Annotated in this window: 28 protein-coding genes; 2 read left to right on the forward strand and 26 right to left on the reverse strand. The window is 37.1% G+C overall.

From position 1 onward, the window contains the following. Nucleotides 1-2: 2 nt before the first annotated feature. The 9 genes from JZO71_RS07345 to JZO71_RS07385 form a co-directional block, all read right to left on the reverse strand. Nucleotides 3-917 carry an ABC transporter permease gene (locus JZO71_RS07345; RefSeq protein WP_067483489.1) on the reverse strand — a complete coding sequence of 305 codons (915 nt, stop codon included), beginning with the start codon at nt 915-917 and terminating at the stop codon, nt 3-5. A 29-nt stretch (nt 918-946) separates the two neighbouring features. Beyond that, nucleotides 947-1909: an oligopeptide ABC transporter permease gene (opp4B, locus tag JZO71_RS07350; protein WP_206898886.1), complete on the reverse strand. Its 963-nt coding sequence runs from the start codon at nt 1907-1909 to the stop codon at nt 947-949. Next, nucleotides 1909-2853, reverse strand: coding sequence for an ABC transporter ATP-binding protein (locus JZO71_RS07355; RefSeq protein WP_206898887.1), 945 nt, complete (start codon nt 2851-2853; stop codon nt 1909-1911). Before JZO71_RS07355 ends, opp4B begins: the two co-directional genes overlap by 1 nt. After that, on the reverse strand, nt 2854-3858 hold the full coding sequence (locus JZO71_RS07360) for an ABC transporter ATP-binding protein (RefSeq protein WP_067483495.1): 1005 nt from the start codon (nt 3856-3858) through the stop codon (nt 2854-2856). Between the two features lie 295 nt (nt 3859-4153). Continuing rightward, entirely contained in the window at nt 4154-4396 is a 243-nt protein-coding gene (gene acpP / locus JZO71_RS07365) for an acyl carrier protein (protein WP_067483497.1), read from the reverse strand. A gap of 121 nt (nt 4397-4517) precedes the next feature. Beyond that, nucleotides 4518-5519 carry a phosphate acyltransferase PlsX gene (gene plsX, locus JZO71_RS07370; protein WP_206898888.1) on the reverse strand — a complete coding sequence of 334 codons (1002 nt, stop codon included), beginning with the start codon at nt 5517-5519 and terminating at the stop codon, nt 4518-4520. A 47-nt stretch (nt 5520-5566) separates the two neighbouring features. Further along, nucleotides 5567-7600, reverse strand: a complete 2034-nt coding sequence (gene recG, locus JZO71_RS07375) for an ATP-dependent DNA helicase RecG (protein WP_206898889.1) — start codon at nt 7598-7600, stop codon at nt 5567-5569. Between the two features lie 116 nt (nt 7601-7716). Continuing rightward, nucleotides 7717-9396: a DAK2 domain-containing protein gene (locus tag JZO71_RS07380; RefSeq protein WP_206898890.1), complete on the reverse strand. Its 1680-nt coding sequence runs from the start codon at nt 9394-9396 to the stop codon at nt 7717-7719. 51 nt (nt 9397-9447) lie between these two features. Continuing rightward, a complete protein-coding gene (locus tag JZO71_RS07385) occupies nt 9448-9810 on the reverse strand; it encodes an Asp23/Gls24 family envelope stress response protein (RefSeq protein ID WP_067483505.1) in 363 nt (120 codons plus the stop codon). Nucleotides 9811-10082: 272 nt separating this feature from the next. Between JZO71_RS07385 and rpmB the strand changes: the two genes are divergently transcribed. Together rpmB and JZO71_RS07395 are read left to right on the forward strand one after the other, a co-directional pair. Then, nucleotides 10083-10271: a 50S ribosomal protein L28 gene (gene rpmB / locus JZO71_RS07390; protein ID WP_067483507.1), complete on the forward strand. Its 189-nt coding sequence runs from the start codon at nt 10083-10085 to the stop codon at nt 10269-10271. A 497-nt stretch (nt 10272-10768) separates the two neighbouring features. After that, on the forward strand, nt 10769-13393 hold the full coding sequence (locus JZO71_RS07395; RefSeq protein WP_206898891.1) for a YfhO family protein: 2625 nt from the start codon (nt 10769-10771) through the stop codon (nt 13391-13393). A gap of 87 nt (nt 13394-13480) precedes the next feature. On the opposite strand, the gene truA is transcribed toward JZO71_RS07395, so the two are convergent. The 17 genes from truA to rplF all read right to left on the reverse strand — a co-directional run bounded on the left by truA (nt 13481) and on the right by rplF (nt 24004). Then, complete coding sequence (gene truA / locus JZO71_RS07400) at nt 13481-14227, reverse strand: tRNA pseudouridine(38-40) synthase TruA (RefSeq protein ID WP_206898892.1); 747 nt, start codon at nt 14225-14227, stop codon at nt 13481-13483. 93 nt (nt 14228-14320) lie between these two features. Next, nucleotides 14321-15118, reverse strand: coding sequence for an energy-coupling factor transporter transmembrane component T family protein (locus JZO71_RS07405; protein WP_206898893.1), 798 nt, complete (start codon nt 15116-15118; stop codon nt 14321-14323). Continuing rightward, nucleotides 15108-15977, reverse strand: coding sequence for an energy-coupling factor ABC transporter ATP-binding protein (locus JZO71_RS07410; protein WP_206898894.1), 870 nt, complete (start codon nt 15975-15977; stop codon nt 15108-15110). The genes JZO71_RS07405 and JZO71_RS07410 overlap by 11 nt, the downstream gene beginning before the upstream one ends. Next, nucleotides 15953-16792: an energy-coupling factor ABC transporter ATP-binding protein gene (locus tag JZO71_RS07415; protein ID WP_206898895.1), complete on the reverse strand. Its 840-nt coding sequence runs from the start codon at nt 16790-16792 to the stop codon at nt 15953-15955. The genes JZO71_RS07410 and JZO71_RS07415 overlap by 25 nt, the downstream gene beginning before the upstream one ends. A 271-nt stretch (nt 16793-17063) precedes the next feature. Next, entirely contained in the window at nt 17064-17444 is a 381-nt protein-coding gene (gene rplQ, locus JZO71_RS07420; RefSeq protein ID WP_067483516.1) for a 50S ribosomal protein L17, read from the reverse strand. A gap of 27 nt (nt 17445-17471) precedes the next feature. After that, nucleotides 17472-18410, reverse strand: coding sequence for a DNA-directed RNA polymerase subunit alpha (locus tag JZO71_RS07425; protein WP_002288715.1), 939 nt, complete (start codon nt 18408-18410; stop codon nt 17472-17474). 79 nt (nt 18411-18489) lie between these two features. Then, the gene (rpsK, locus tag JZO71_RS07430; protein WP_067483518.1) at nt 18490-18879 is read right to left on the reverse strand and encodes a 30S ribosomal protein S11; all 390 of its coding nucleotides are present in this window, start codon (nt 18877-18879) and stop codon (nt 18490-18492) included. A gap of 27 nt (nt 18880-18906) precedes the next feature. Further along, complete coding sequence (rpsM, locus tag JZO71_RS07435; RefSeq protein ID WP_067483520.1) at nt 18907-19272, reverse strand: 30S ribosomal protein S13; 366 nt, start codon at nt 19270-19272, stop codon at nt 18907-18909. A gap of 17 nt (nt 19273-19289) precedes the next feature. After that, nucleotides 19290-19406 (reverse strand): 50S ribosomal protein L36, encoded by a 117-nt coding sequence (rpmJ, locus tag JZO71_RS07440; protein ID WP_002288710.1) that lies wholly within the window; start codon nt 19404-19406, stop codon nt 19290-19292. A 32-nt stretch (nt 19407-19438) separates the two neighbouring features. Then, nucleotides 19439-19657: a translation initiation factor IF-1 gene (gene infA / locus JZO71_RS07445; RefSeq protein WP_010767960.1), complete on the reverse strand. Its 219-nt coding sequence runs from the start codon at nt 19655-19657 to the stop codon at nt 19439-19441. 190 nt (nt 19658-19847) lie between these two features. Then, the gene (locus JZO71_RS07450; protein ID WP_206898896.1) at nt 19848-20495 is read right to left on the reverse strand and encodes an adenylate kinase; all 648 of its coding nucleotides are present in this window, start codon (nt 20493-20495) and stop codon (nt 19848-19850) included. Nucleotides 20496-20558: 63 nt separating this feature from the next. Next, nucleotides 20559-21854, reverse strand: coding sequence for a preprotein translocase subunit SecY (gene secY, locus JZO71_RS07455; protein ID WP_206898897.1), 1296 nt, complete (start codon nt 21852-21854; stop codon nt 20559-20561). Beyond that, on the reverse strand, nt 21854-22294 hold the full coding sequence (gene rplO, locus JZO71_RS07460) for a 50S ribosomal protein L15 (protein ID WP_067483526.1): 441 nt from the start codon (nt 22292-22294) through the stop codon (nt 21854-21856). Before rplO ends, secY begins: the two co-directional genes overlap by 1 nt. A 38-nt stretch (nt 22295-22332) precedes the next feature. Beyond that, nucleotides 22333-22512, reverse strand: a complete 180-nt coding sequence (rpmD, locus tag JZO71_RS07465; RefSeq protein ID WP_002290455.1) for a 50S ribosomal protein L30 — start codon at nt 22510-22512, stop codon at nt 22333-22335. A 14-nt stretch (nt 22513-22526) separates the two neighbouring features. Further along, the gene (rpsE, locus tag JZO71_RS07470; protein ID WP_067483528.1) at nt 22527-23027 is read right to left on the reverse strand and encodes a 30S ribosomal protein S5; all 501 of its coding nucleotides are present in this window, start codon (nt 23025-23027) and stop codon (nt 22527-22529) included. 20 nt (nt 23028-23047) lie between these two features. Beyond that, entirely contained in the window at nt 23048-23404 is a 357-nt protein-coding gene (rplR, locus tag JZO71_RS07475; RefSeq protein ID WP_075491300.1) for a 50S ribosomal protein L18, read from the reverse strand. Between the two features lie 63 nt (nt 23405-23467). After that, nucleotides 23468-24004: a 50S ribosomal protein L6 gene (gene rplF, locus JZO71_RS07480; RefSeq protein ID WP_067483530.1), complete on the reverse strand. Its 537-nt coding sequence runs from the start codon at nt 24002-24004 to the stop codon at nt 23468-23470. Between the last annotated feature and the right edge of the window lie 18 nt (nt 24005-24022).

The following is a 24022-nucleotide window of genomic DNA, read 5'->3' on the forward strand; positions in this document are numbered from 1 at the left end:
TTCTATCCTAAACGTTGACGCGCATCAGCAGAACGCTTGAATGCTTGACCAACATAGTTTATACACAACATCAAAACTAAAATTAGCATTGACGCGGGTAACCAGATCCATTGACGATTGACTAACACTTCACCACTACTTGCGTAACCAATTAACGTTCCTAAACTTGGTACATTCGTAGGTAATCCAAAACCTAAGAAAGTCAAAGTAGTTTCAATTCCAATATTTGCTGCAAAGTTCATCGTTAAGTTGGTAATAATCAATGAACTTAAATTGGGCATAATTTCACGGAACATGATTTTAAAATCACTTGTCCCCATTGTTTTTGATGCGCTGACGTAATCACGTCTTGCTTCTGACAATGTTTTACTTCTAAAGAGTCGGGCTTTCGCTACCCAGTAGAATGCACTCATGATAAAAATGAATGACCAAACATTGTATTTAGGAATAATTGAAACAAATACGATAATAATCAGCATAATTGGCAAGATCATGACGAAATCAACAATTCGCATCAAAATATTATCAATCATTCCACCGTAATAACCAGAAATAATCCCTAGTCCTACCCCAATGATCGAAGTAATGATCGTAATTGCAAAGCCAATCAACACAGAGTTTCTAGCACCAATCACTAATTGACCAAAAACATCACGGCCACCTTCATCTGCGCCAAGCAAAAATTTATGACCTTGTGTAGAAATTGCTCCAGGTTCAGCATATTTATCAAAAATACTTACATACATTACTTTATCTTGGTCTGTTAAAATAGCGCCAATAAAGACAAACAACAATAAAAGAACTAACAAGCCCAATGAAAACATGGCTATTTTGTCTTTTTTAAATTCACGTGCAATCATACGCAAGCCCATTGGTGGGACACTTTCTTGCGCTACGACATCTTTCTTTTCACTCATTTGACTCATCCTCCTTTTTTGATTGATTTTTATTGGATTCTAATACGTGGATCAACAATACTCATGATAATATCTGAAAGCAAGGTCCCCACTAATGTTGCAATCCCTAAAATCAATACTAAAGAAGTAATAACGGCATAATCACGTTGGCCAATGGCATCAATAAATAATTTACCAACACCCGGATAACCAAAAATCTTCTCGATAACCACTGAACCAGCAATCAATGAAGTAATTTCGTACCCCATCTGTGAAGCCATTGGTAAAGCAGCATTTCTAAAGATATGACGACTAAAGACTTTCTTAGTTGGTACACCTTTTGAACGTGCTGTTCTTACAAAGTCTAATGATTTTGAATCAATTACTTCACTTCGAAGATATTGAATTGTAACCGCCGTAGCCAAAAATGCTTGCGTGATTGACGGTAATAAAATATATTTCATTCGATCGGCAAATTGAGCAAAAAATCCACCACTTAAACCTAAAGTCTGTGAACCACTTGTTGGGAACCAACCTAAACGGTAACCAAAAATGAATAACATGATTAAACCAAAAATGAACAATGGTACAGCAAAACTGAAGAAGTTATAGATAACTACGGCTTTGTCTAAAATCGAATTTTGGTAACGACCCGCTAACATTCCTAACGGTACAGCAATCAAATACGTTAGAATAACTGTCAAGATAGATAAGTACAACGTATTGACGATACGTTCACCAATCAAGTCAGCAACTGAACGTTTGTATAAGAAACTTTGACCAAAATCTCCATGTAACGCATTTCCAATCCAACGGAAATATTGTTCATACCAAGGATCATTTAACCCAGCAGCTTGTCGCATTTGCTCGATCACAGCTGGGTCTTGGTTTGGATTGATCAATCCAGTAAATGGGTCACCAGGCATGGCTTTTGCCAACATGAAAATTAAAACACTAAGAATAATAACTTGAGGAATCATCAATAACACACGACGTAGGATTGTTTTCCACATTAGCTAGCACCTCCATCTTTTAACGCTACTTTATGAGTAGTTGATAATGTACGTAGATCGTACACCCGTCCAGTTGAATCATAATAATCTTTTTGACTATTGATGTATTCTTGTTCAACTCTTCGGCGATTCTCTTTATGCAATTCGCGATTCTCAACATCGATTCGGGGAATTGCAGACAGTAAACGTTTTGTATAGATGTGACGCGGGTCATTGTAGATATCTTCCCTTGTTCCGATTTCAACGAAACGACCTTTGTACATGATAGCGATATTATCGCACATGTGTTTAACAACACCTAAGTCATGAGAAATAAATAGATAACTAAGTCCAAATTCTTGTTGGATTCGTTTCATAAAGTTCAAAACTTGCGCCTGTACAGATAAATCAAGCGCTGAAACTGGTTCGTCCGCTACAATCAATTTTGGATTTGTTGCTACGGCACGGGCAACGCCTAAACGTTGACGCTGACCACCAGAAAACTCGTGTGGATATTTGTATAGCGCATCCTCTGGCATCCCAACAATATCAAGTAAACTTTTTACTTTTTTCTTCTCTTCTTGGTCACTTAACCGCTCAAAATTGCGAATTGGTTCCGCAATAATATCTAATACTCGCTTTTTAGGGTTTAAACTAGACATTGAATCTTGGAAAATCATTTGAACATCTTTGTTGTACTCGATTTTCTTACGATTACTACGCTTTGTTACATCTGTTCCTTGATAAATGATTTGACCATCTGTCACTTTTTCTAGCCCAACAATCGCCTTACCCGTCGTTGATTTTCCTGAACCAGATTCTCCAACTAAACCATACGTCTTTCCTTTTTCAATAACGAAGTCGACGCCATCTACAGCATAAACATAATCATTTACTCGATTGAAAAAACCGCTGCGAATCGGATAGTGAACTTTTAAATCATTAATTGTGATTAATTCTGTCATCTACACCTCTCCTTTTTCGTCTCTAAAATGAAAATGTTTATAGCATGAACAACGAACAAGATGGTTCGGTGCTACTTCATGAAGAATTGGGTCTTTCTCATGATCACTTTCTGGAATCCATGGAATTCGTGGAGCGAAACGACAACCCCGGCGTGGCATATTTTTCAGTGAAGGAACAACACCTTCAATTACATGTAGCTCTTCTTCATGTTGTCCTTCTTGAGGGATGGAGTTCAATAATGAACGTGTATATGGGTGTTTTGGATTTTCAAACAGTTCTTCAACTTCAGCAACCTCAACGAATTGTCCACCATACATAACGGCTACGCGATCTGCCATCTCAGCCACAACACCTAAGTCATGGGTAATCAAAATAATTCCTGTTTTTGTTTCTTCCTGTAAGTCTTTTAATAAATCAAGAATCTGTGCTTGAATTGTCACGTCTAACGCTGTTGTTGGTTCATCAGCAATGACAATTGGCGGTTTACATGCGATTGCAATCGCAATGATGACACGTTGGCGCATCCCACCAGATAATTCGTGCGGATATTGACGTCCGACTCGAGTCGGATTAGGAATCCCTACTTGATCCAATAATTCAAGGGCTCTTGCTTGGCGTTCTTCTGCGTTCATTTTTGTGTGATAAGAAAGACCCTCTTTAATTTGGTCTTCAATTCTCATTAAAGGATTCAATGCTGACAATGGATCTTGAAAAATCATTCCAATATCATTTCCACGAATCTTGTTATAAAGTGTTTCATTTAAATCAATTAGATTTAAATCATTATATAAAATTTCTCCTGTAATCTTGGTATTGTTAGGATCCAGTAGCCCCATAATAGTGGTAGCTAATGTACTTTTTCCGCAACCAGATTCTCCAACGATTGCTAAGATTTCGTTTTTATCTAAAGTAAAAGAAACGTCGTCTACTGCATCGTAAAATTCATCTTTGATACGGAAGCCTGTGTGTAGGTTCTGAACATCTAATAATTGATTATCCGACAATCGAATACCCCTCTCTGCTCCCTAGATGGAAGTTTTTCGTTAATAAAATAATACTCACACAGAATAAAATCATTTAAACCAATCCTATTCTTAACGAAGTATAATATTTTCTTAATAATTATATAGAAAACCGTTTTACTTTGCAAGCACAATTGAAATTGTTGCCTGAATTGTCTGAAAACTAAATCTACTACAACCGCTACCATTTGCATTAGATTAAAAAAGGTGCTTTTAAAGAAAAAGACCTAAAAATCAACGAAGATTTTTAGGCCTTTTGGTTATACGTGGGTTTAAATTATTTTAGATGTTCTGAGATATAATTTACTGCGCCGCCCACAGTTTCAATTTGTTCTGCGTCTTCATCCGAAATTTCTGTTCCAAATTCGTCTTCAAGCTCCAAAACAAATTCCATGATACTAATTGAGTCAGCTTTCAAATCATCCTTGATATTCAAATCATCTGTAACTTTATCTGTATCCATTTCAAAATGGTTTGAAATAATTTTCGCTACTTTATTAAATATTTCTTCACGAGTCAATGTTTTCACCTCCAACAATCGAGACAACTGCCTTAACCAAGGCTAATTTTACTGACATTTTTTGAAAATGTCTACCTTTTTTTCATTATCTCATATTTCACATCGTTTACATTAGTGATAATTAATCTGCAGAGCTTTCAAATTGTTCAACTAATTGCCCAACAACATTCGTTTCTAACATTGTATGGATTTGACGAATCGTATAACGAACGGCATCAGGACCCGTTGCGCCATGCGTTTTAATCACAGGAGCTTTTAATCCAAATAAAACCGCACCGCCATGTTTGGAATAATCCATCTCAGATTTTAATGAACGCAAACCATCTTTTAATAATAAAGCGCCCATCTTCCCTTTGATTCCTTCATTCAAAATTGCAGATTTCAATAAATCCATCATATTTAATGCTGTCCCTTCAATTGATTTCAAAACAGCATTTCCAGTAAAGCCGTCTGTCACAACCACATCAGCCACACCATTCAACAACTCGCGTGCTTCTACATTTCCAATGAAGTTCAAGCTTGTTTCATTTTGTAATAACTCGTATGCACGTTTCGTTAATTCGCTACCTTTTGTCGCTTCTGTTCCATTATTCAACAAGGCTACACGAGGACGCCCAATTCCACGAACTTTTCGTGCGTAGAACGAACCTAAAATTCCATATTGAAGTAAGTGCTCTGGTTTATTTTCAGCATTCGCACCTAAATCTAACATGTCAAAACCAGCATTTTCTTTTCCAATGACTGGTAAGGTTGACATCAAACCAGGACGTTCAATATTTTTGATTCGGCCAACGATAAATAAACCGGCAGCAAGTAACGCACCTGTATTTCCTGCTGAAAAAATTGCGTCTGCTTCACCATTTTTAACAGCCTGTGCAGCAAGAACCATTGAGGCCGTTTTTTTACGACGGATTGCTTTCACTGGTTCGTCATCGCTACTAATTTTTTCATCTGTATGAATAATCGTAATATTTTTTTCATTTGTTAAATATTTTTTGATTTCTGACTCTTTCCCATACAATAAAAATTCAATTTCTGGGAAATCTTGTTGAGCTAAAGCAACACCTTCCACAATTGCTTGTGGTGCATGATCGCCGCCCATTGCATCTACCGCAATTCTCATTGTCTTCACTCCTCTTTCGTTCATTATTTCAAAGTATAGCACATCCGCTAATCAAAATAACGATTGTCTTGACTTTCTAATTGTAAGCTTTTGACTAACACTCGATATTCCGGCAAGACTTGCCAATTAACCTTCTGCCAAATTTTTGTAGCTTCCTCACGAGCTACTTCTAAAATATTTCCGTCTGCTACTAAGTCAGCAATCGCAAATTGCGGTAACCCAGATTGGCGGAAACCAAAAACTTCACCTGGCCCTCGTAATTCTAAATCTTTTTCACTTAAAACAAAACCATTATTCGTTTCCGTCATGATTTTCATCCGTTCTACACCCATTTCATTTTTGGGATTAGCAACCAAAATACAAAATGAAGCATCACTTCCACGACCAACCCGACCACGCAACTGGTGCAACTGCGCTAAACCAAATCGATCTGCATCCATTATCAGCATAACCGTTGCGTTTGGAACATTCACCCCAACTTCGATTACTGTAGTAGAAACCAAAATTTGTGTTTGATTTTCTTTAAAGTCTTCCATGATACTTTCTTTTTCTTGATTCTTCATTTTTCCATGTAGTAAACCCACTTCGTACTCTGGCGCGAATAAATCACTGAGCTTTTCATAAATTTCTACAGCATTTTTAACGTCGAGTGCTTCTGATTCTTCAATCAATGGACAGATCACATACATCTGATGTCCTTTGCCTAACTCTTTTCTTGTCCACTCTAAGACACTATCTAATTGCGGCGTGCGAATCCATCTAGTCTCAATCGGAATCCTTCCTGCTGGAAGTTCATCAATAATAGATACATCCATTTCACCATAGGCAGTAATAGCAAGTGTTCTTGGGATCGGCGTTGCTGTCATAAATAAAACATCTGGCTGCCACCCTTTTTCTCGTAAAACCTTTCGCTGATTGACACCAAAACGATGTTGTTCATCTGTGATGACTAGTCCAAGATTTTTAAATTCCACGCCTTCTTGAATCAATGCGTGAGTCCCAATCATCACATCTATTTCGCCACTTTCCAAACGTTCTAATAGTTCACGTCTCTCTTTTGCCTTTGTCGAACCTGTTAGCAGTGCAACAGAAAGTTTATCTGAAAACAATTGTACAAAACTTTCCATATGTTGCTGAGCTAAAATTTCAGTAGGCACCATCAATGCACCCTGAAATCCTGCTGTAACAGTTGCATACAATGCAATTGCTGCTACCACCGTTTTCCCACTACCAACATCCCCTTGCAGGAGACGTTGCATATGTTGAGGACTACGTAAATCACGACAAATTTCATTTGTTACTCGTTTTTGAGCATCAGTTAATTCAAATGGCAAACTTTGCGTGAATTCTTTGAGTTTTTGAACGTCATACAAAACTTCGATTCCATTTTTTTCGGATTTTTCAGCATGTTTAAGCCCTTGTAACTGCATTTGGAATAAGAAAAACTCTTCAAAAACAACACGTCGTTTGGCTTGATGATTTTCTTCATGATTCTTGGGAAAGTGCATACTTCTAACTGCCGTTTGACGATCAAGCAAACGATACTTTTCCACTAATGTATAAGGAAGGTTTTCCTCGACTAAATCACCGTACTCCTCAAAACCTTTTTTGATCAAATCAACCAACGTCGTTTGTCTGATTGACTTATTGACATGGTAGATTGGTGAAAAATCATCTAACGTCTTTGAACCAAGGACTTTCATCCCACTCAGTGCTTTTCTTTTGGAATCCCATTTACCGTAAACCGCAATTTCTTCAGACAAAACAATCTTATCTTTAAGATAAGGCTGATTAAAAAACGAAACACTAAAAACAGCATGGTCTTGCATCATCCGAAACTGTAATCGGCTTTTTTTGTATCCAAAGCGACTCAATACTGGTGGTGAAACAACCAATCCTTTTAACGTTACTTTTTCTTGATCTTGGATCTCTATTAGATTTCTTTCTTGTATATCTTCATAACGAAAGGGATAATACGTTAGCAAATCTTCAATTGTATGTATGCCCAAACTAGCCAGACTTTCTGCTCTTTTTTGTCCTACACCAGCTAGCACAGTAACTGGATCCATTAACGTTCGCATCAACTTCACTCCTTTCTTAACAAAAAAAGGACTTTGGTTTTCGATCAAAGTGAATCGAAAACCGAGGTCCTTCATACTTTCTGCACCATAAAATGATAGCTTTGTGACAAATTTTCCTATTCAGCAGAAAACAGATAAGGATAGACTGGTTGATCTCCTTGGTGAATCTCGATTTCTAAATCAGGATAGTTTTCCGTTAGCGTTGCTGCCAACTCCTCTGCTTGTGCGACTGTACCGCCTTCACCAGCAAGGATTGTCACAATTTCAGTATCTTCATTAATCATTTGTTTTAAAGTAGTTAAAGAAGTAGCCACAATATCAGGATTTGAAATAACGATTTTCCCATCAATCATTCCCAAAAAGTCGCCTTCAACAATCTCTACTCCATCAATTGAAGTATTTCTGATCGCATGGGTTACTTGACCACTTATGACACTGCTTAATACATCAGTCATCGTTGCTTTGTTTTCCTCTAATGAAGCTTGATCGTTGAATGATAACATCGCTGTCAAGCCTTGAGAAATTGTCCGAGATGGAACAACTGCTACAGGGATTTCAGCTACTTCAGCTGCTTGATCTGCAGCCATGAAAATATTTTTGTTATTTGGTAAAACAATTACTTGATCAGCATTAACCTCTTTAATTGCTTTCAAAATATCTTCTGTACTTGGATTCATTGTTTGTCCACCGCTAATCACATAGTTAGCCCCTAGACTTTCAAAAAGTTCTTGGACTCCTTGTCCTGCCGCGATAGCTACCACGCCATAAGGAACACGTGCTTTTTCTTCTGTAAATTCTTTGACGTCTTCATCATGTTCTAAAATCGTTTCATGCTGTAAGCGCATGTTGTCAACTTTTACTTTAATCAATGAACCAAATTTTTGACCATAATTCATTACTTCACCGGGATGTTCTGTATGAACATGTACTTTGATAATCTCATCATCATTTACGACTAATAATGAATCACCAAGTCCGTCCAAGTAATTACGGAAACCTTCGTAATCAAATTGACTGTCAACAGTCGGACCCTCGCCAATTTTAACCATGATTTCTGTACAATAGCCAAAATGGATATCTTCCGTTGCCAATTGTCCTTGTACACTACGGTGATGCTCTGCATTTACCATTTCGTCCATTTCTGCAGGAGATGGTTCATAGACGTCATCGACTTGGAATTCACCATTTAATGCGCTCAAGAAACCTTCGTATACAAACAATAAACCTTGACCGCCACTATCTACTACCCCAACTTCTTTTAATACAGGTAATAAATCAGGTGTTTTCGCTAATGCACGTTTTCCACCCTTAACAACAGCAGTCATTACTTCGATTACGTCATCCGTAGATTTCGCTTTCTTTTCACCTGCTTTGGCTGCTTCTCTAGCAACAGTTAAAATCGTTCCTTCAACTGGTTTCATTACTGCTTTATAAGCAGTTTCAACCCCATGTGTGAAAGCTGCTGCTAAGTTTGTTGCATTCAATGTTTCTACTTCTGGGATTTGTTTTGAAAATCCACGAAATAGCTGAGACAAAATAACTCCTGAGTTTCCTCGAGCTCCCATAAGAAGTCCTTTAGAAAGCACAGCGGCTAATTCGCCAACTTTTTCAGAAGTTGAGTCGACTACGGCTTTTGCGCCACTAGTCATTGATAAGTTCATATTTGTTCCAGTATCTCCATCTGGTACTGGAAAGACATTTAATGAATTGACATATTCTGCATTTGCCTGCAGACGATTCGCACCGGCCTGAACCATTTCTTGGAACTGGCTTGCACTGATTTCTGTTACACTCACCTGGATAATCCTCCTTCAGATCGACTGCTGAATTACTAGCAAGTCTCCTGCCTAGTCTGGCAGTACACGAACACCTTGTACAAAGACATTAACTGAATTGGCTGTTACGCCTAATAATGCCTCTAAGTTGTATTTTACTTTTTCCTGAACATTACGTGAAACTTCAGAAATTTTTGTTCCATAACTAATAATTGTATATACATCAACTGCAATACCATTTTCTTCTTGACGAACAACTACTCCACGAGAATAGTTTTCTTTGCGCAAAATCTCAGTAATATTATCTTTAATTTGATTCTTGCTGGCCATACCAACAACACCAAAAACGTCCGTTGCAGCGCCGCCAACAACTGTTGCAATCACATCATTGGTAATTTCAATGGTTCCAGCTGAAGTTTGAATTTTTACAGCCATGAATAAGCCTCCTTAACGGGCAAAAATAGCCCATTTTTCTTCTATAATATTTTATCATAGCATAACGTGAAATAAAAGGCAGTTACTTTCAAAGTACCTTAAAACCCTCAAAATGTTTATTAGCAACCCTGTATAATTTACAATTATTATGCAGAAATGTCAATTATAACTCGATAAATGTGCTTGCAAATTACCTTCTTATATGATAAGTTAGTTTGGTATGAGCTTAATTATTCTATTGCTCCAATATCAAGGCAAAGGAGGAAATTTACATGGCTAAAGTTTGTTACTTTACAGGTCGCAAGACTTCAAGTGGAAACAACCGTTCACACGCTATGAACTCAACAAAACGTACTGTTAAACCTAACTTACAAAAAGTTCGCGTTATGATCGACGGAAAACCTAAAAAAGTTTGGGTGTCAACTCGTGCTTTGAAATCAGGAAAAGTTGAACGCGTTTAATTGAATCAGGACTGCGAACCGTTCATCGTATGAACGGTTTTTTTCTTGGATTTATTTTCAAGATCATTATTGGTTCTTCAAAAAAGAAGTTGTGCTCTAGGCACAACTTCCTAAACCGTTCTTACATACTATGGTATCAACTAAAAATATCTCAAAAAGAAAAAGAACTTAGAGCAATTATCCACCGAGATAGCTGTTCTAAGTTCTTTTTTATGTGCCACTTGCTTCTAAATGCAAATGAGTAATATATGTTTTTTTTACATCTAAAATATACGCTTATATCTAAACACTGTCAATAGGTTAAACCTTGTAAAATGAACAAAAATATCGATTAGTTCATTTTTTAACAAATTATAAATTCCTAGGTTTTTTAAACTTACCAGTGTTATTTATTTCATTTTTTTATTTTTTCATGAAAATTGTGCTCTTTTTTGGTAGAGAAAAACCCGAGTATGATAAACTTAAAACAACTTCATAGAAATTTGGTGAAAAATAAAATGAAAAAAATTGACAAACTATTCTTCAAAGAAAATTGGCCATACATGGTTGCTAGCTTTTTCATTCCACTAATTATTCTGGCACTTATTTATTTAAGCATCGGAATTTATCCTGGTAGTAGCAGAAGTATTTTAGCAAGTGATGCATTTTCACAATTTTCGAATTTCCACGCCAGCTTCCGAAATATGCTTTTAGGAAAACAAAGTATTTTCTATACATGGAATGCTTCATTAGGATTAAACTATTTATCCCTAATCTCCTACTATCTTGGAGGAATTTTTACACCCTTAGTCTTCCTTTTTCCAAATCAATACATGCCTGATGCACTTTACTTTTTAACCTTGATCAAAGTAGCTAGTGCTGGTTTAGCCTTTTGGTTTTTAGGAAGAACATTTAAAATCTCACACTGGGGCCAAGTGGCACTTAGTATCAGTTATGCCTTGATTTCTTTTGTCACAGCACACTCAGAAATCATTATGTGGTTAGATGCTTTCGTTTATCTACCGTTAGTCATCTTAGGTATTCATCGCGTGATGGATTTGAAAAAACCTCTTGTTTTATTTGTTAGCTACTTATTATTATTTTTATCTAGCTTTTATATGGGCTTCATGATTGGTGTTTTCTCTTTTCTTTATTTCTTTGCTAGACTTTTTACCAACTGGTCTAAATACAAGAAAACCATTTTACCTTATGGAATTACTTCATTACTGGCCGGTGGTGCTTCAATGATCATCATCTTACCAGCTGTACTTGATTTACGCTCTAATGGTGAAACACTGAGCCAAATAACTACTTTAAAAACAGAAGCAACATCCTTCTTAGATTTAGCGATGAAAAACATGATTGGTGTCTATGACACAACGAAATATGGATCAATTCCATTTATCTACGCAGGATTATTCCCACTAGTTCTTTGTATTTTTTACTTTGTTAGTCGAAAAATCAAATTAAAAAATAAACTTTTGTTTGGAAGTTTGTTCATAATTTTAATTGCAAGTTTCTATCTCGTTCCCTTAAATTTATTCTGGCACGGGATGCATGCACCTAATATGTTTTTATTTCGCTACGCCTACTTGTTTTCTTTTCTGGTCATTTTGCTTGCCGGTTATGGTTGGGAAAAATTAGAACAGAACGATCAGGGACTTTTTGTTGGTATCACACTCATATTAGCTGCCATTTTCTCCATTTCTTGGGCGCTTAAACCAGCTGAAAGCTACACATATGTAACGTCAACATCCTTTATTTTAACAATTGTCTTTTTGGTTCTTTATGCGATTGCCGTTGGATTTTTTCAACTCAAAAAGATTCCTATGAAGCATTTAAGTATTTTATTATTACTTCTAATGTCTTCTGAGGCAGTAGTCAATACGAATAGCATGATTCACGGCATTTTAGATGATTGGAACTATGCTTCACGTAGTTTATTTACAGATCCTTATCCAAATATTCAAGAGCTAGTACAAAAAACTAAAAAAGAATCTGACACATTTTATCGGTTAGAAAATTTAGATCCTGTTTCTGCCAACGATTCATTAAACTATGGCTATAGTGGTATCAGTATGTTTTCTTCCATCCGTAATCGTAACTCTTCTTCTTATCTTGATCGACTTGGGTTTCGTTCCCGCGGTACCAATTTAAATATCCGCTATGCAAATAATACATTGCTAATGGATGGATTTACTGGTATTAAATATAACATCAGCAAAAATGGAAATACATTCAGCAAATACGGCTTCAATCAAGTTGGACAAAGTGGTGATTACACACTATATGAAAATATCAATGCTCTACCTCTTGCATTCACTGCTCCATTGACAGTGAACGATATCGAGCAACCAGCAACTGATAATTTAACGAGTCAGACAAACTTAATCAATGAACTTTCTGGTTTACAAGAAGAGTATTACTCTTTCTATAAACCCACATTGAAAAAACAAACAAATACGAAAATCACCAATACAACAACTGGTGTCACTTATTCTGAAATAACCGATAATCAAGCAAAAGAATTGACTTGGGAAGTCCAAGTTCCTGCAAATACACAGGCATATTTAAGTTTATTCCCAACAAATTATGCCCAACTGGAAAGCTCTAGTGCTACTATTACAGTAAATGGAACTTCAAGACAAACTCAAATTAATATCTCTGGCCAATATTATGATCTAGGCTACTATCCTACTGATACTACAGTAACTTTTACAGCTAGTTTTTATGGAACAAAAGAAGTGAGCTTCATGGAACCAGAAGTTCTTGGACTAAATCTTATTGCCTATCAAGCAGCTATGAATCAGATTAAAAATAAAGGTGTTGATTTGACCACTTCAGGTCACAAAGCAACTGGCACAGTCAATTCAAACCAAGACAGCATGCTTGTGACAACTATTCCTTATGATGAAGGTTGGCAAGCAAAAGTTGACGGAAAAGCTGCAACTATTGAAAGCTTCCAAGATGCTTTTGTAATGGTCAAAGTGCCAAAAGGCAAACACACGATTACTTTTAGTTATTTGCCAAAAGGATTTAAACTAGGGAGTATTCTATTTGTCCTTTGCATACTACTCTTCATTCTTTATTCTTATTTTTTAGCTCGAAAAAGAATTTTAGACGGCACAGATTCTCTCAATTAAATGATTTAGACGAAAAAAGCACACCAACTACTTCAGTTGGTGTGCTTTTTTGCACTCTAATAGCTATTTAAAGAAGTATCATACGTTTTATTCATATTTCACTTCATACAAGTATAAGCCCTCTGGATGTGCCGTTGGACCTGCTAAATTGCGGTCTTTTTTTGCAATAATTTCTGGAATTGCATCTTCTGGTATCCGGCCGTTCCCAATTTTCAATAATGTGCCCACCAAAATACGAATCATTTTGTACAGAAACCCGTTTCCTCTAAATGTAAATAACAATTCGTCTCCTGCATCATTTACTTGCATTGTTGCTTCATAAATTGTCCGCGTTTTATCTTCAATTGAACTTCCTGCAGCACAAAACGAAGTAAAGTCATGTGTACCAAGCAAGTCTGGCAAAGCTCGTTCAATCTTCTTCAAATCTAATGGATAAGGGTAATAACTCGCGTAATGTCGTCGAAACGGACTTCTTGGCTTACCAATATCTACTCGAAATTGATACGTTTTTTCATGAACCATATAGCGAGCATGAAAATCTTCCGGAACAAGTTCCACTTCTTTAACTGCAATATCTTCTGGCGATTGAGTATCTAAAGCAAAGCGCATACGTTCTAAAGGTCGTTCTTGCGGATAATCAAAGTGAATAACTTGTCCAACTGCATGAACACCAGAATCCGTTCGACCAGAGCCAAAAACAGGAATGGTTTGTCCATTCGCCATTTTTTTTAATGTTTTTTCCAACTCTTCTTGAACCGTTCGACCATTTGGTTGCTTTTGAAAGCCATGAAAATTTGTACCATCGTACGCAATGATTGCTTTGTAACGTACCATTTTTTCTCTCCTTATCTTCCCATAAAAAAGAGGCTGTGACATCGTCACGGCGCCTCTCTTTTTTTCATATAATAATCAATTTACTAATTTTTATCAACCACGTAATACTACTAAAATAACTGTTAATAGAGCAAAGGCACCCATAACCATCGTATCTTGATTGTGCCAATGAAGCACCCGATACTTCGTACGCCCTTCGCCACCTTGATAACCTCGTGCCTCCATAGCCGTTGCTAAATCTTCTGCTCGATTAAAGCTACTTACAAATAAAGGAATCAATAAAGGAATAATGGCCTTCATTTTTTGAACTAAGCTGCCTTCGCCAAAATCAACACCACGTGCACGTTGCGCATTCATAATTTTTTCTGTCTCATCCATCAATGTTGGCACAAAACGTAATGCAATAGACAACATCAGTGAGATTTCATGGACGGGAAAACGAACAACTTTTAGCGGACGCAATAAATATTCAATTGCATCAGATAATTCTAAAGGTGGAGTTGTCAAAGTAAGTAATGTTGACATAAAAATAATCAAAACAAATCGGCAAAAAATAAAAATCCCATTCAATACACCAAACTGAGTGATATTAAAAATCCCCCAATGCCAATAAACCTCGCCACCACTTGTAAATAAAACTTGTAGTGCTACAGTAAATAAAATTAGCCAAATCAATGGGCGAATACCACGAATGAAAAATTTCATATCCACTTTTGATAATGAAACAGCAAATAAAGTAAAAACAGCCAGAAGAAGATATGTTTGCCAATTATTTGCTAAAAAAATAATCCCAATAAAATAAAAACTAGCTAATAACTTTGCTCGAGGATCTAATCTGTGGATGAATGAATCCCCTGGCATGTACCGACCAAAAATCAATTTATTCATCATGAGCAATTCCCCCAGACAAACGTACAATTTCGTCTGCTAATTCCTCAGCTGTTAAAGGTAATTCAGACATTGTAATTCCTTTTTCACTCAATAATTCAGCAAATTCCGTTGCAGTAGGCACACCTAATTGTTTTTCTTTTAACCAATTTAAATCTTGAAAGACTTCTCTAGGTTCACCACTCTTAACGATTTTTCCTTTTTCTAAAACATAAACAAAGTCAGCATAGTTAGCCACATCATCCATTAAGTGAGTAACCAATACAATAGTAATCTTTTGTTCCTTATGAAGCTGCCAAAACATCTCCATCATTTCTTTTCTTCCTTGAGGATCTAAACCTGCAGTAGGTTCATCTAAAACTAACACTTCAGGTTTCATTGCAAGAACTCCTGCAATAGCAACCCGACGCATTTGTCCACCAGATAGTTCAAAAGGGGACCGATTCAAATATGTTTCGTCTAAGCCAACTTGAATTAATGCTGCCTTAGCAATTTCTAAAGCGACTTCTTCTCCAACACCAAAGTTTTTTGGTCCAAATGCGATATCTCTAGCAACTGTTTCTTCAAATAATTGAGCTTCTGGAAACTGGAACACAATGCCAACTTTTTTACGAATTGGTTTTAGATTTTTATTATCAGTTTCTGGAGTTATTTTTCGATCACCAATTTGTACGGAACCACTTGTTGGTTTAACTAAAGCATTCAAGTGTTGTAATAATGTCGACTTTCCACTTCCTGTGTGCCCAACTAAAGCAGTATAACTTCCCTCTTTGATTAACAAATCAATATCAAATAATGCTCTTTGTTCAAATGGTGTATTTGGTTGATAAGTAAAGTTTACTTTTTCAAAATGGATGTCCATAACCAATTCACCATCCTTTCTTCTGTCATATATTCATTGGGAACATCTACCCCACGCTCTTTTAATGCGCTTTTTAATTTTTCAGGAAATGGTAAATCTAATCCCAGACGAATTAAATCTGGACCAGCAGAAAAAATTTCTTCCGGTGTTCCTTCGCCAACTAATTCTCCTTCACGCATGACTAAAATACGATTTGCATTTGCAGCTTCGTCAATATCATGTGTAATAGAAATGACAGTTAATTGGCTTTCTTCTTTAATTTTTTTGATAGTTGAAATAACTTCCTCTCGACCTTCAGGATCAAGCATGCTAGTTGCTTCATCTAAAATAATAATATCTGGTCGTAAAGCAACTACACCAGCAATTGCTACACGTTGTTTTTGTCCACCAGACAAGCGAGCGGGTTCTCGAGTTGCAAATTCACTCATACGAACTTTTTCTAATGCATCTTTTACACGTACAAGCATTTCTTCGCGAGGAATACCTTGATTTTCCAAGCCAAAAGCAACATCATCTTCTACAGTTGAACCAACAAATTGATTATCTGGATTTTGAAATACCATTCCAACCATTTGCCGAATCGTCCAAATATTTTCTTCGTTAAGCATTTGCTGTTCTACTGCTACTGTACCAGATTCTGGTAAAATCAAACCATTAATCGTTTTAGCAAGAGTCGATTTTCCAGAACCATTGTGCCCAATAATTGCAACCCATTCGCCTTTGTTAATTGTAAAAGAGACATCTTTTAACGCTGGTCGAAGGTCATCAGGCTGATATGTGTAATTTATATTTTTCAAATCAATAATTGGCTCCATGCTTACTCCTTCTTCATCCTAAAGTTCTTTCTAACACTATCAAAAAAAAACTAAATTTTCAATTATTTATTGTTTGAATAAAATGTTTTTTTGTACCTTCAATAAAACATGTCAAGACAGTTAATTGAAGGTACAAAAAAACACTTTATGATGAGTGCATACTCCCCAAGCTAAAAACTTGGGGAGTAGCGCTGAGCTAGACTCGGAGCAAAGCTCCAACATCATAACACTCTAAAAGAATCATCTATAAAGTGATGTTATTAGTGTGATTTTAGACAAGTTCTAAGATAACCATTGGTGCACCATCACCGCGTCTTGGTTCTGTTTTCAAGATACGAGTGTAGCCACCTTGACGTTCTGCATAACGAGGTGCAATGTCATTGAATAATTTTTGTAAAGCTGATTCAATAACAATGTCTTCGTTTTCTTCGCGCACGCTAGCAACTTCATTACGTACAAAAGTAGCCGCTTGACGACGAGCATGCAAATCTCCACGCTTACCTAAAGTGATCATTTTTTCTGCAGTTGAGCGAACTTCTTTCGCACGAGCTTCAGTTGTCACAATACGTTCGTTGATTAATAAATCAGTTGTTAAATCACGCAACATCGCTTTACGTTGGCTAGATGTGCGTCCTAGTTTACGATAACTCACGTTGGTTTCCCTCCTTCGTAAAAGGTTTTAATCTTCTTTACGTAAACCTAAACCTAAGTCATGCAATTTTGCCTTAACTTCTTCCAATGATTTACGGCCCAAGTTACGGACTTTAATCATTTCTGGCTCAGATTTATTCGTAAGTTCTTGTACAGTATTAATTCCTGCACGTTTCAAACAATTATAAGAGCGAACAGATAAGTCTAATTCTTCAATTGTCATTTCCAACATTTTTTCTTTTTGTGTTTCTTCTTTTTCGACCATGATTTCAGCATTTTTCGCTTCATCAGTTAAGTTCACAAAAATATCTAAATGTTCAGTCATGATTTTTGCAGATAAACTCATTGCTTCCAACGGTTCAATTGAACCATCTGTCCAAATCTCCATCGTCAATTTATCAAAATCTTCACGGTGTCCAACACGTGTGTTTTCTACTTGATAGTTCACACGACGAACTGGTGTGTAGATTGAATCGACTGGAAGAACACCGATTGGCATATCTTCTTTTTTATTTTCATCTGCTTGAACATAACCACGTCCAGGTTTCACAGTTAAGCGAGCATGGAACGTAGCTCCTTCAGAGACACTACAGATATACATATCTTTGTTCAGAATCTCTACATCACTATCAACGATAATATCGCCAGCAGTTACTGTAGCAGGTCCGGTAATATCGATTTCAAGGGTTTTTTCTTCTTGGCCATACATTTTAAGCGCTAAGCCTTTAATGTTCAAGATGATTTGAGTGACGTCTTCTCTAACACCTTTAATAGTAGAGAATTCATGCAGTACACCATCGATTTGAATATTAGTGATGGCAGCACCTGGCAAAGAAGATAATAAAATACGACGTAGGGAATTCCCTAAAGTAGTCCCATACCCTCTTTCAAGAGGTTCAACGATGAACTTGCCATAATCTTTTTCTTCATCAATTTTTGCGATTCTTGGTTTTTCGAACTCAATCATTCTTATCTTTACCCCTTTCAAAACGAAAAGTGTCTTGTTCAATGACGTTACTATAGAAACTCAAAATGAGCGGCACTCATTAAACACGACGGCGTTTTGGAGGGCGGGCACCATTATGAGGAACTGGAGTCACGTCACGAATTGCAGTCACTTCTAAACCTGTTGCTTGTAATGAACGAATTGCTGCTTCACGTCCAGAACCAGGTCCTTTAACTGTTACTTCAACAGTTTTTAATCCGTGTTCCATTGCTGCTTTAGTAGCAGTTTCTGCTGCCATTTGAGCGGCAAAAGGAGTTGATTTTTTGCTTCCTTTGAAACCTAATGAACCAGCTGATGACCACGCTAATGCATTTCCGTGAGTATCAGTGATCATGATGATTGTGTTGTTGAAAGTAGAGTGGATATGTGCAATCCCTGCTTCTACATTCTTTTTCACACGGCGTTTACGATTCACTTTTTTTGCTGCCATGAAGTTCTAACCTCCTTCACTTAAGAATTATTTTTTCTTGCCAGCGATAGAACGAGCTGGACCTTTACGAGTACGTGCATTGTTTTTTGTGTTTTGTCCACGAACTGGCAAACCACGGCGGTGACGGATACCACGGTATGAACCGATTTCCATCAAACGTTTGATGTTTAAGTTCACTTCACGACGAAGGTCACCTTCAACTTTTAATTTATCAACTTCAGCACGGATAGCATCTGTTTGTTCATTCGTTAAATCACGAACACGAACATCTTCAGATACACCAGCATCAGCCAAGATTTTTTGAGCAGTAGTGTTACCAATACCATAGATATAAGTAAGTGAAACTACTACACGTTTATCACGAGGAATATCTACTCCTGCAATACGAGCCATACTTGTTACACCTCCAATTATCCTTGACGTTGTTTATGTTTTGGATTTGCTGGGCAAATCACCATAACGCGTCCTTTACGACGAATTACTTTACAATGTTCACACATTGGTTTTACTGATGGTCTTACTTTCATGATAATACCTCCTGTAGTTTTACGGAGTACAATTATTTAAAGCGATAAGTGATACGGCCACGGCTTAAATCGTATGGAGACAATTCAACCGTTACTTTGTCACCAGGTAAGATACGGATGTAATGCATACGAATTTTACCTGAAACAGTAGCAAGAACTTGGTGTCCGTTTTCTAGTTCAACTTTAAACATTGCATTCGGCAAAGTTTCGACGACTGTACCTTCGACTTCAATCATATCTTCTTTTGCCACGCACAGTACCTCCTTGTACTTGTTTCGCATTTTCACACGATAAAATGGCGGAAACTGCAGTTCCCACCTCAAAATTCTCAAAATGGATCATCTAGAGGAATCTCTAGAAGTCGGACTGACATATTCTATCATAATTTATTGAACTTTACAAGAGTAACTGCATAAAGCAAGTTGGCTACGGGCAATCATGCTATTTTTCAATGATTTTTTGTACATCAGTAAATACAGCATCGATTTCACGATCACCATCAATAGTATGAAGCAAACCGTGTTCTTTATAAAAAGCAAGGATTGGTTCACTATTTTTGATGTTGATAGCCAGACGATTTTTAACCGTCTCAGGTTTATCATCTTCTCTTTGATAGAATTCATGCCCCCCACAACGATCACATGTATCTTCAACTTTTGTAGGATTGAAAATTTTGTGATAAGTTGCTCCACAATTGCTGCAGATGAAACGGCCAGCTAATCGCTCAACCAAAACTTCTTCACCAACATGGATATCAATGACAGCATCAATTTTTTTATTTAAATCTTTTAGCATTACGTCTAGAGCTTCAGCCTGCTCGATTGTACGAGGAAAGCCATCTAATAAAAAGCCTTTCTCTGTATCAGGTTCTGCTAGGCGCTCTTTCACGATTCCATTTGTTACTTCATCAGGAACTAATGCACCTTTATCCATATAAGACTTTGCTTCCAAGCCTAGAGCTGTTTCATTTTGGATAGCCGCACGAAACATGTCTCCAGTTGAGATATGAGGAATACCATAAGCATCAATGATTTTTTCAGCTTGTGTTCCTTTACCCGCACCTGGCAGCCCCATTAAAATGAGGTTCATTGCTTTCCCTCCTAATAAATGTGAGAACGTGTGTTGAGGAGAAACCTCAACACGCTTTCTTACTTATTCGATAAAGCCAACATACTTGCGTTTCAGCATTAAGCCTTCTAACTGTTTCGCAGTTTCTAAAGCTACACCAATAACAATCAGTAAGCTTGTGCCACCTAATCCAATAGATTGTGGTAAATTCCAAATCATCTGAGCGATAATTGGTAATAAGGCCACAAGTCCAAGGAAAATTGCACCAACTGTACTTAATCTCATTAATAAGCTTGAGACATACTCCTCAGTCCCCTTACCAGGGCGCACGCTAGGTATATAACTTCCTTGTTTTTGTAAGTTTTCCGCTAATTTCTCAGGATTAACTTGAACAAAAGCGTAGAAGAATGTAAATGCAATAATCAAAACAGTATAAATCGTTGCACCAGGCACCGTATTATAGTTAAAAATTTGCATCATAATTTTATACCAATTTTCAGACCCAAATCTACCACTTAATGCTTGTAAAACAGCATTAGGGGTTGCAATAAACGAACTAGCAAAAATAACTGGAATAACACCAGCAGCATTTACTTTTAATGGCAAATAACTACTTGTTGGCGCACCTGCCACGCGTTTCGTATATTGAATTGGAATCTTGCGTTCAGCTTGTTGGAAAAATGTTACAAATGTCACGATCAATAAAACCGCAACAAGTAAAACGGCAATAAAAATTGCAGATTTCCAAATATCAGAAGAATCAATATTTACAAAGTAATCTTCATAAATTTCTTTGATACTATCAGGTAATCGTGAAATAATCCCTGCGAAAATAATCATTGATACGCCGTTTCCGATTCCTTTTTCTGTAATTTGCTCCCCTAACCATGTAACAAACATTGTACCGGCAGTTAAAATTAAACCAATCGTTACATATGTAGACACGTTTGGATTGCTTACAAAACCTAATTGAGCATATTGATTAAATCCAGCAGTAATCCCTACTGATTGAACAAAAGCCAAAACTAATGTTAAATAGCGAGTTGCTTGATTTAATTTCTTACGGCCAACTTCTCCTTGCTTCGACCATTCAACAAAACGAGGAACAATGTCCATTTGTAATAATTGAATGACGATTGAAGCAGTAATGTATGGCGAGACCCCCATTGAGAAAATAGAAAAGTTTTGCATTGCACTACCACTTACCAAGTTCAACATGTTGAAAAATGGTAAAGAAGAAAGATTTTGTAATGTACTAGCATTCACGCCTGGTACCGTAATGTGGGCACCCAGACGGAAAACAAATAGTACAAATACAGTAAAGAAAATTTTAGATCGAATGTCTCTTACTTTAAAAGCATCTTTTAATAGTTTAAACATTAGATCACCTCGATTGAACCACCAGCCGCTTCAATAGCGTCTTGAGCTGCTTTCGAGAATTTAGCTGCTTTAACAGTTAATTTTTTAGTTAATTCACCGTTAGCTAATACTTTAATTCCAGCTTTTTCGTTTTTAACGATTCCAGCTTCAACTAAAGCAACAGGTGTTACTTCTGCACCATCTTCAAAACGGTTCAAAACATCTAAGTTGATGACAGCATATTCTTTACGATTTACGTTAGTAAATCCGCGTTTTGGTAAACGACGGAATAATGGAGTTTGTCCACCTTCGAATCCTAAACGTACACCACCGCCTGAACGAGCTTTTTGACCTTTTTGTCCGCGTCCAGAAGTTTTTCCGTTACCAGATGAAGTACCACGACCAACGCGATTGCGTACTTGGCGTGAACCCTCTGCAGGTTTTAATTCATGAAGTTTCATAGGTTTGGCACCTCCTTAAATAATCTAGTTCTTAATTATTAGACTTCTTCAACGTCCACTAGGTGAGAAACAGTATTGATCATACCTTTAATAGCTTCATTAGAAGGCTTAACCACTGAACTGTTAATCTTTGTAAGACCCAACGCTTTAACAGTGTCACGTTGGTTTTGAGGACGTCCGATAATACTGCGTTTTAAAGTAACTTTTAATTCAGCCATTATTTTTGTCCTCCTTATCCGATAATTTCTTCAACTGATTTGCCACGAAGTTCTGCAACTTCTTCAGCACGTTTCAATTGTTTCAAACCTTCAACAGTTGCACGAACAACGTTGATTGGTGTATTTGAGCCTAATGATTTAGAAGTGATATCAGCTACCCCTGCTAATTCTAATACGGCACGGACTGGTCCACCAGCAGCAACCCCAGAACCTTCTACAGCAGGTTTCATTAGGATTCTACCACCACTAAAAGTACCGATAACTTCGTGTGGGATTGTTGAACCGACCATTGGTACTTCAACTAAGTTTTTCTTCGCATCTTCAATTGCTTTACGGATTGCTTCTGGTACTTCTTGAGCTTTACCAGTACCGAAACCTACGTGTCCGTTTTTATCACCGACAACAACTAAAGCAGCAAAGCGTAGACGACGTCCACCTTTAACAACTTTTGTTACACGGTTGATTGCAACAACGCGGTCTTCTAATTCCAAATGTTTTGGATCAATGTAAACCATGAATGGTATTCCTCCTTCTTCTAAAATTCTAGTCCATTTTCGCGAGCAGCTTCAGCTAAAGCTTGCACACGGCCATGGTAAAGGTATCCACCACGGTCAAAGACTACTACTTTAATGCCTTTTTCAGCTGCGCGTTCAGCAACTAATTTACCCACAGCAGTAGCTGTTTCTGTTTTTGTTCCACCTGAAATTTCTTTATCCAAGGTAGAGGCACTTGCTAGCGTCACACCCGCTACGTCATCAATTAATTGCGCGTAGATGTTTTTGTTAGAACGGAAAACGTTCAAGCGTGGGCGCTCAGCAGTACCAGAGATATTATTACGTACACGACGATGTCTCTTTTGACGTGTTTTATTCTTATCTGGTTTTGTAATCACAATTGTCACCTCTTTAATAATGCTAGCCGTTAGGCCGCGAATCGTAATTTGAATAAATTACGATTATTTACCAGTTTTACCTTCTTTACGGCGTACATATTCACCAACATAGCGAATACCTTTACCTTTATAAGGTTCTGGAGGACGAGTGCCACGAATATTTGCAGCTAATTCGCCAACTGCTTCTTTGTTCGCACCTTTAACAATTACTTGTGTATTGGCAGGAACTTCAACTGTAACACCAGCTGGTGGTGTAATTTCTACTGGATGAGAGTAACCAACGTTCAATACAAGTTTTGAACCTTGTAATTGTGCACGGTACCCAACTCCGATAAGTTCTAATGCTTTTTGGAAACCTTCACTAACACCGACAACCATGTTGTTGAAGTTAGCACGAGTTGTTCCGTGGATTGTTTTCATTTCTTTACTGTCGTTTGGACGAGTGAAAGTAACTTCGTTTCCTTCAATATTCATAGTAATATCTGAAGAAAAAGTACGTGTTAATTCACCTTTAGGTCCTTTAACTGTAATATCATTTCCATCTTGAGTAACAGTTACTCCTGCAGGAATGACTACGATTTTATTTCCGATACGGCTCACTTAAAGACACCTCCTTGT

Source organism: Candidatus Enterococcus courvalinii (assembly GCF_017315945.1).
GTDB lineage: Bacteria > Bacillota > Bacilli > Lactobacillales > Enterococcaceae > Enterococcus_B > Enterococcus_B courvalinii.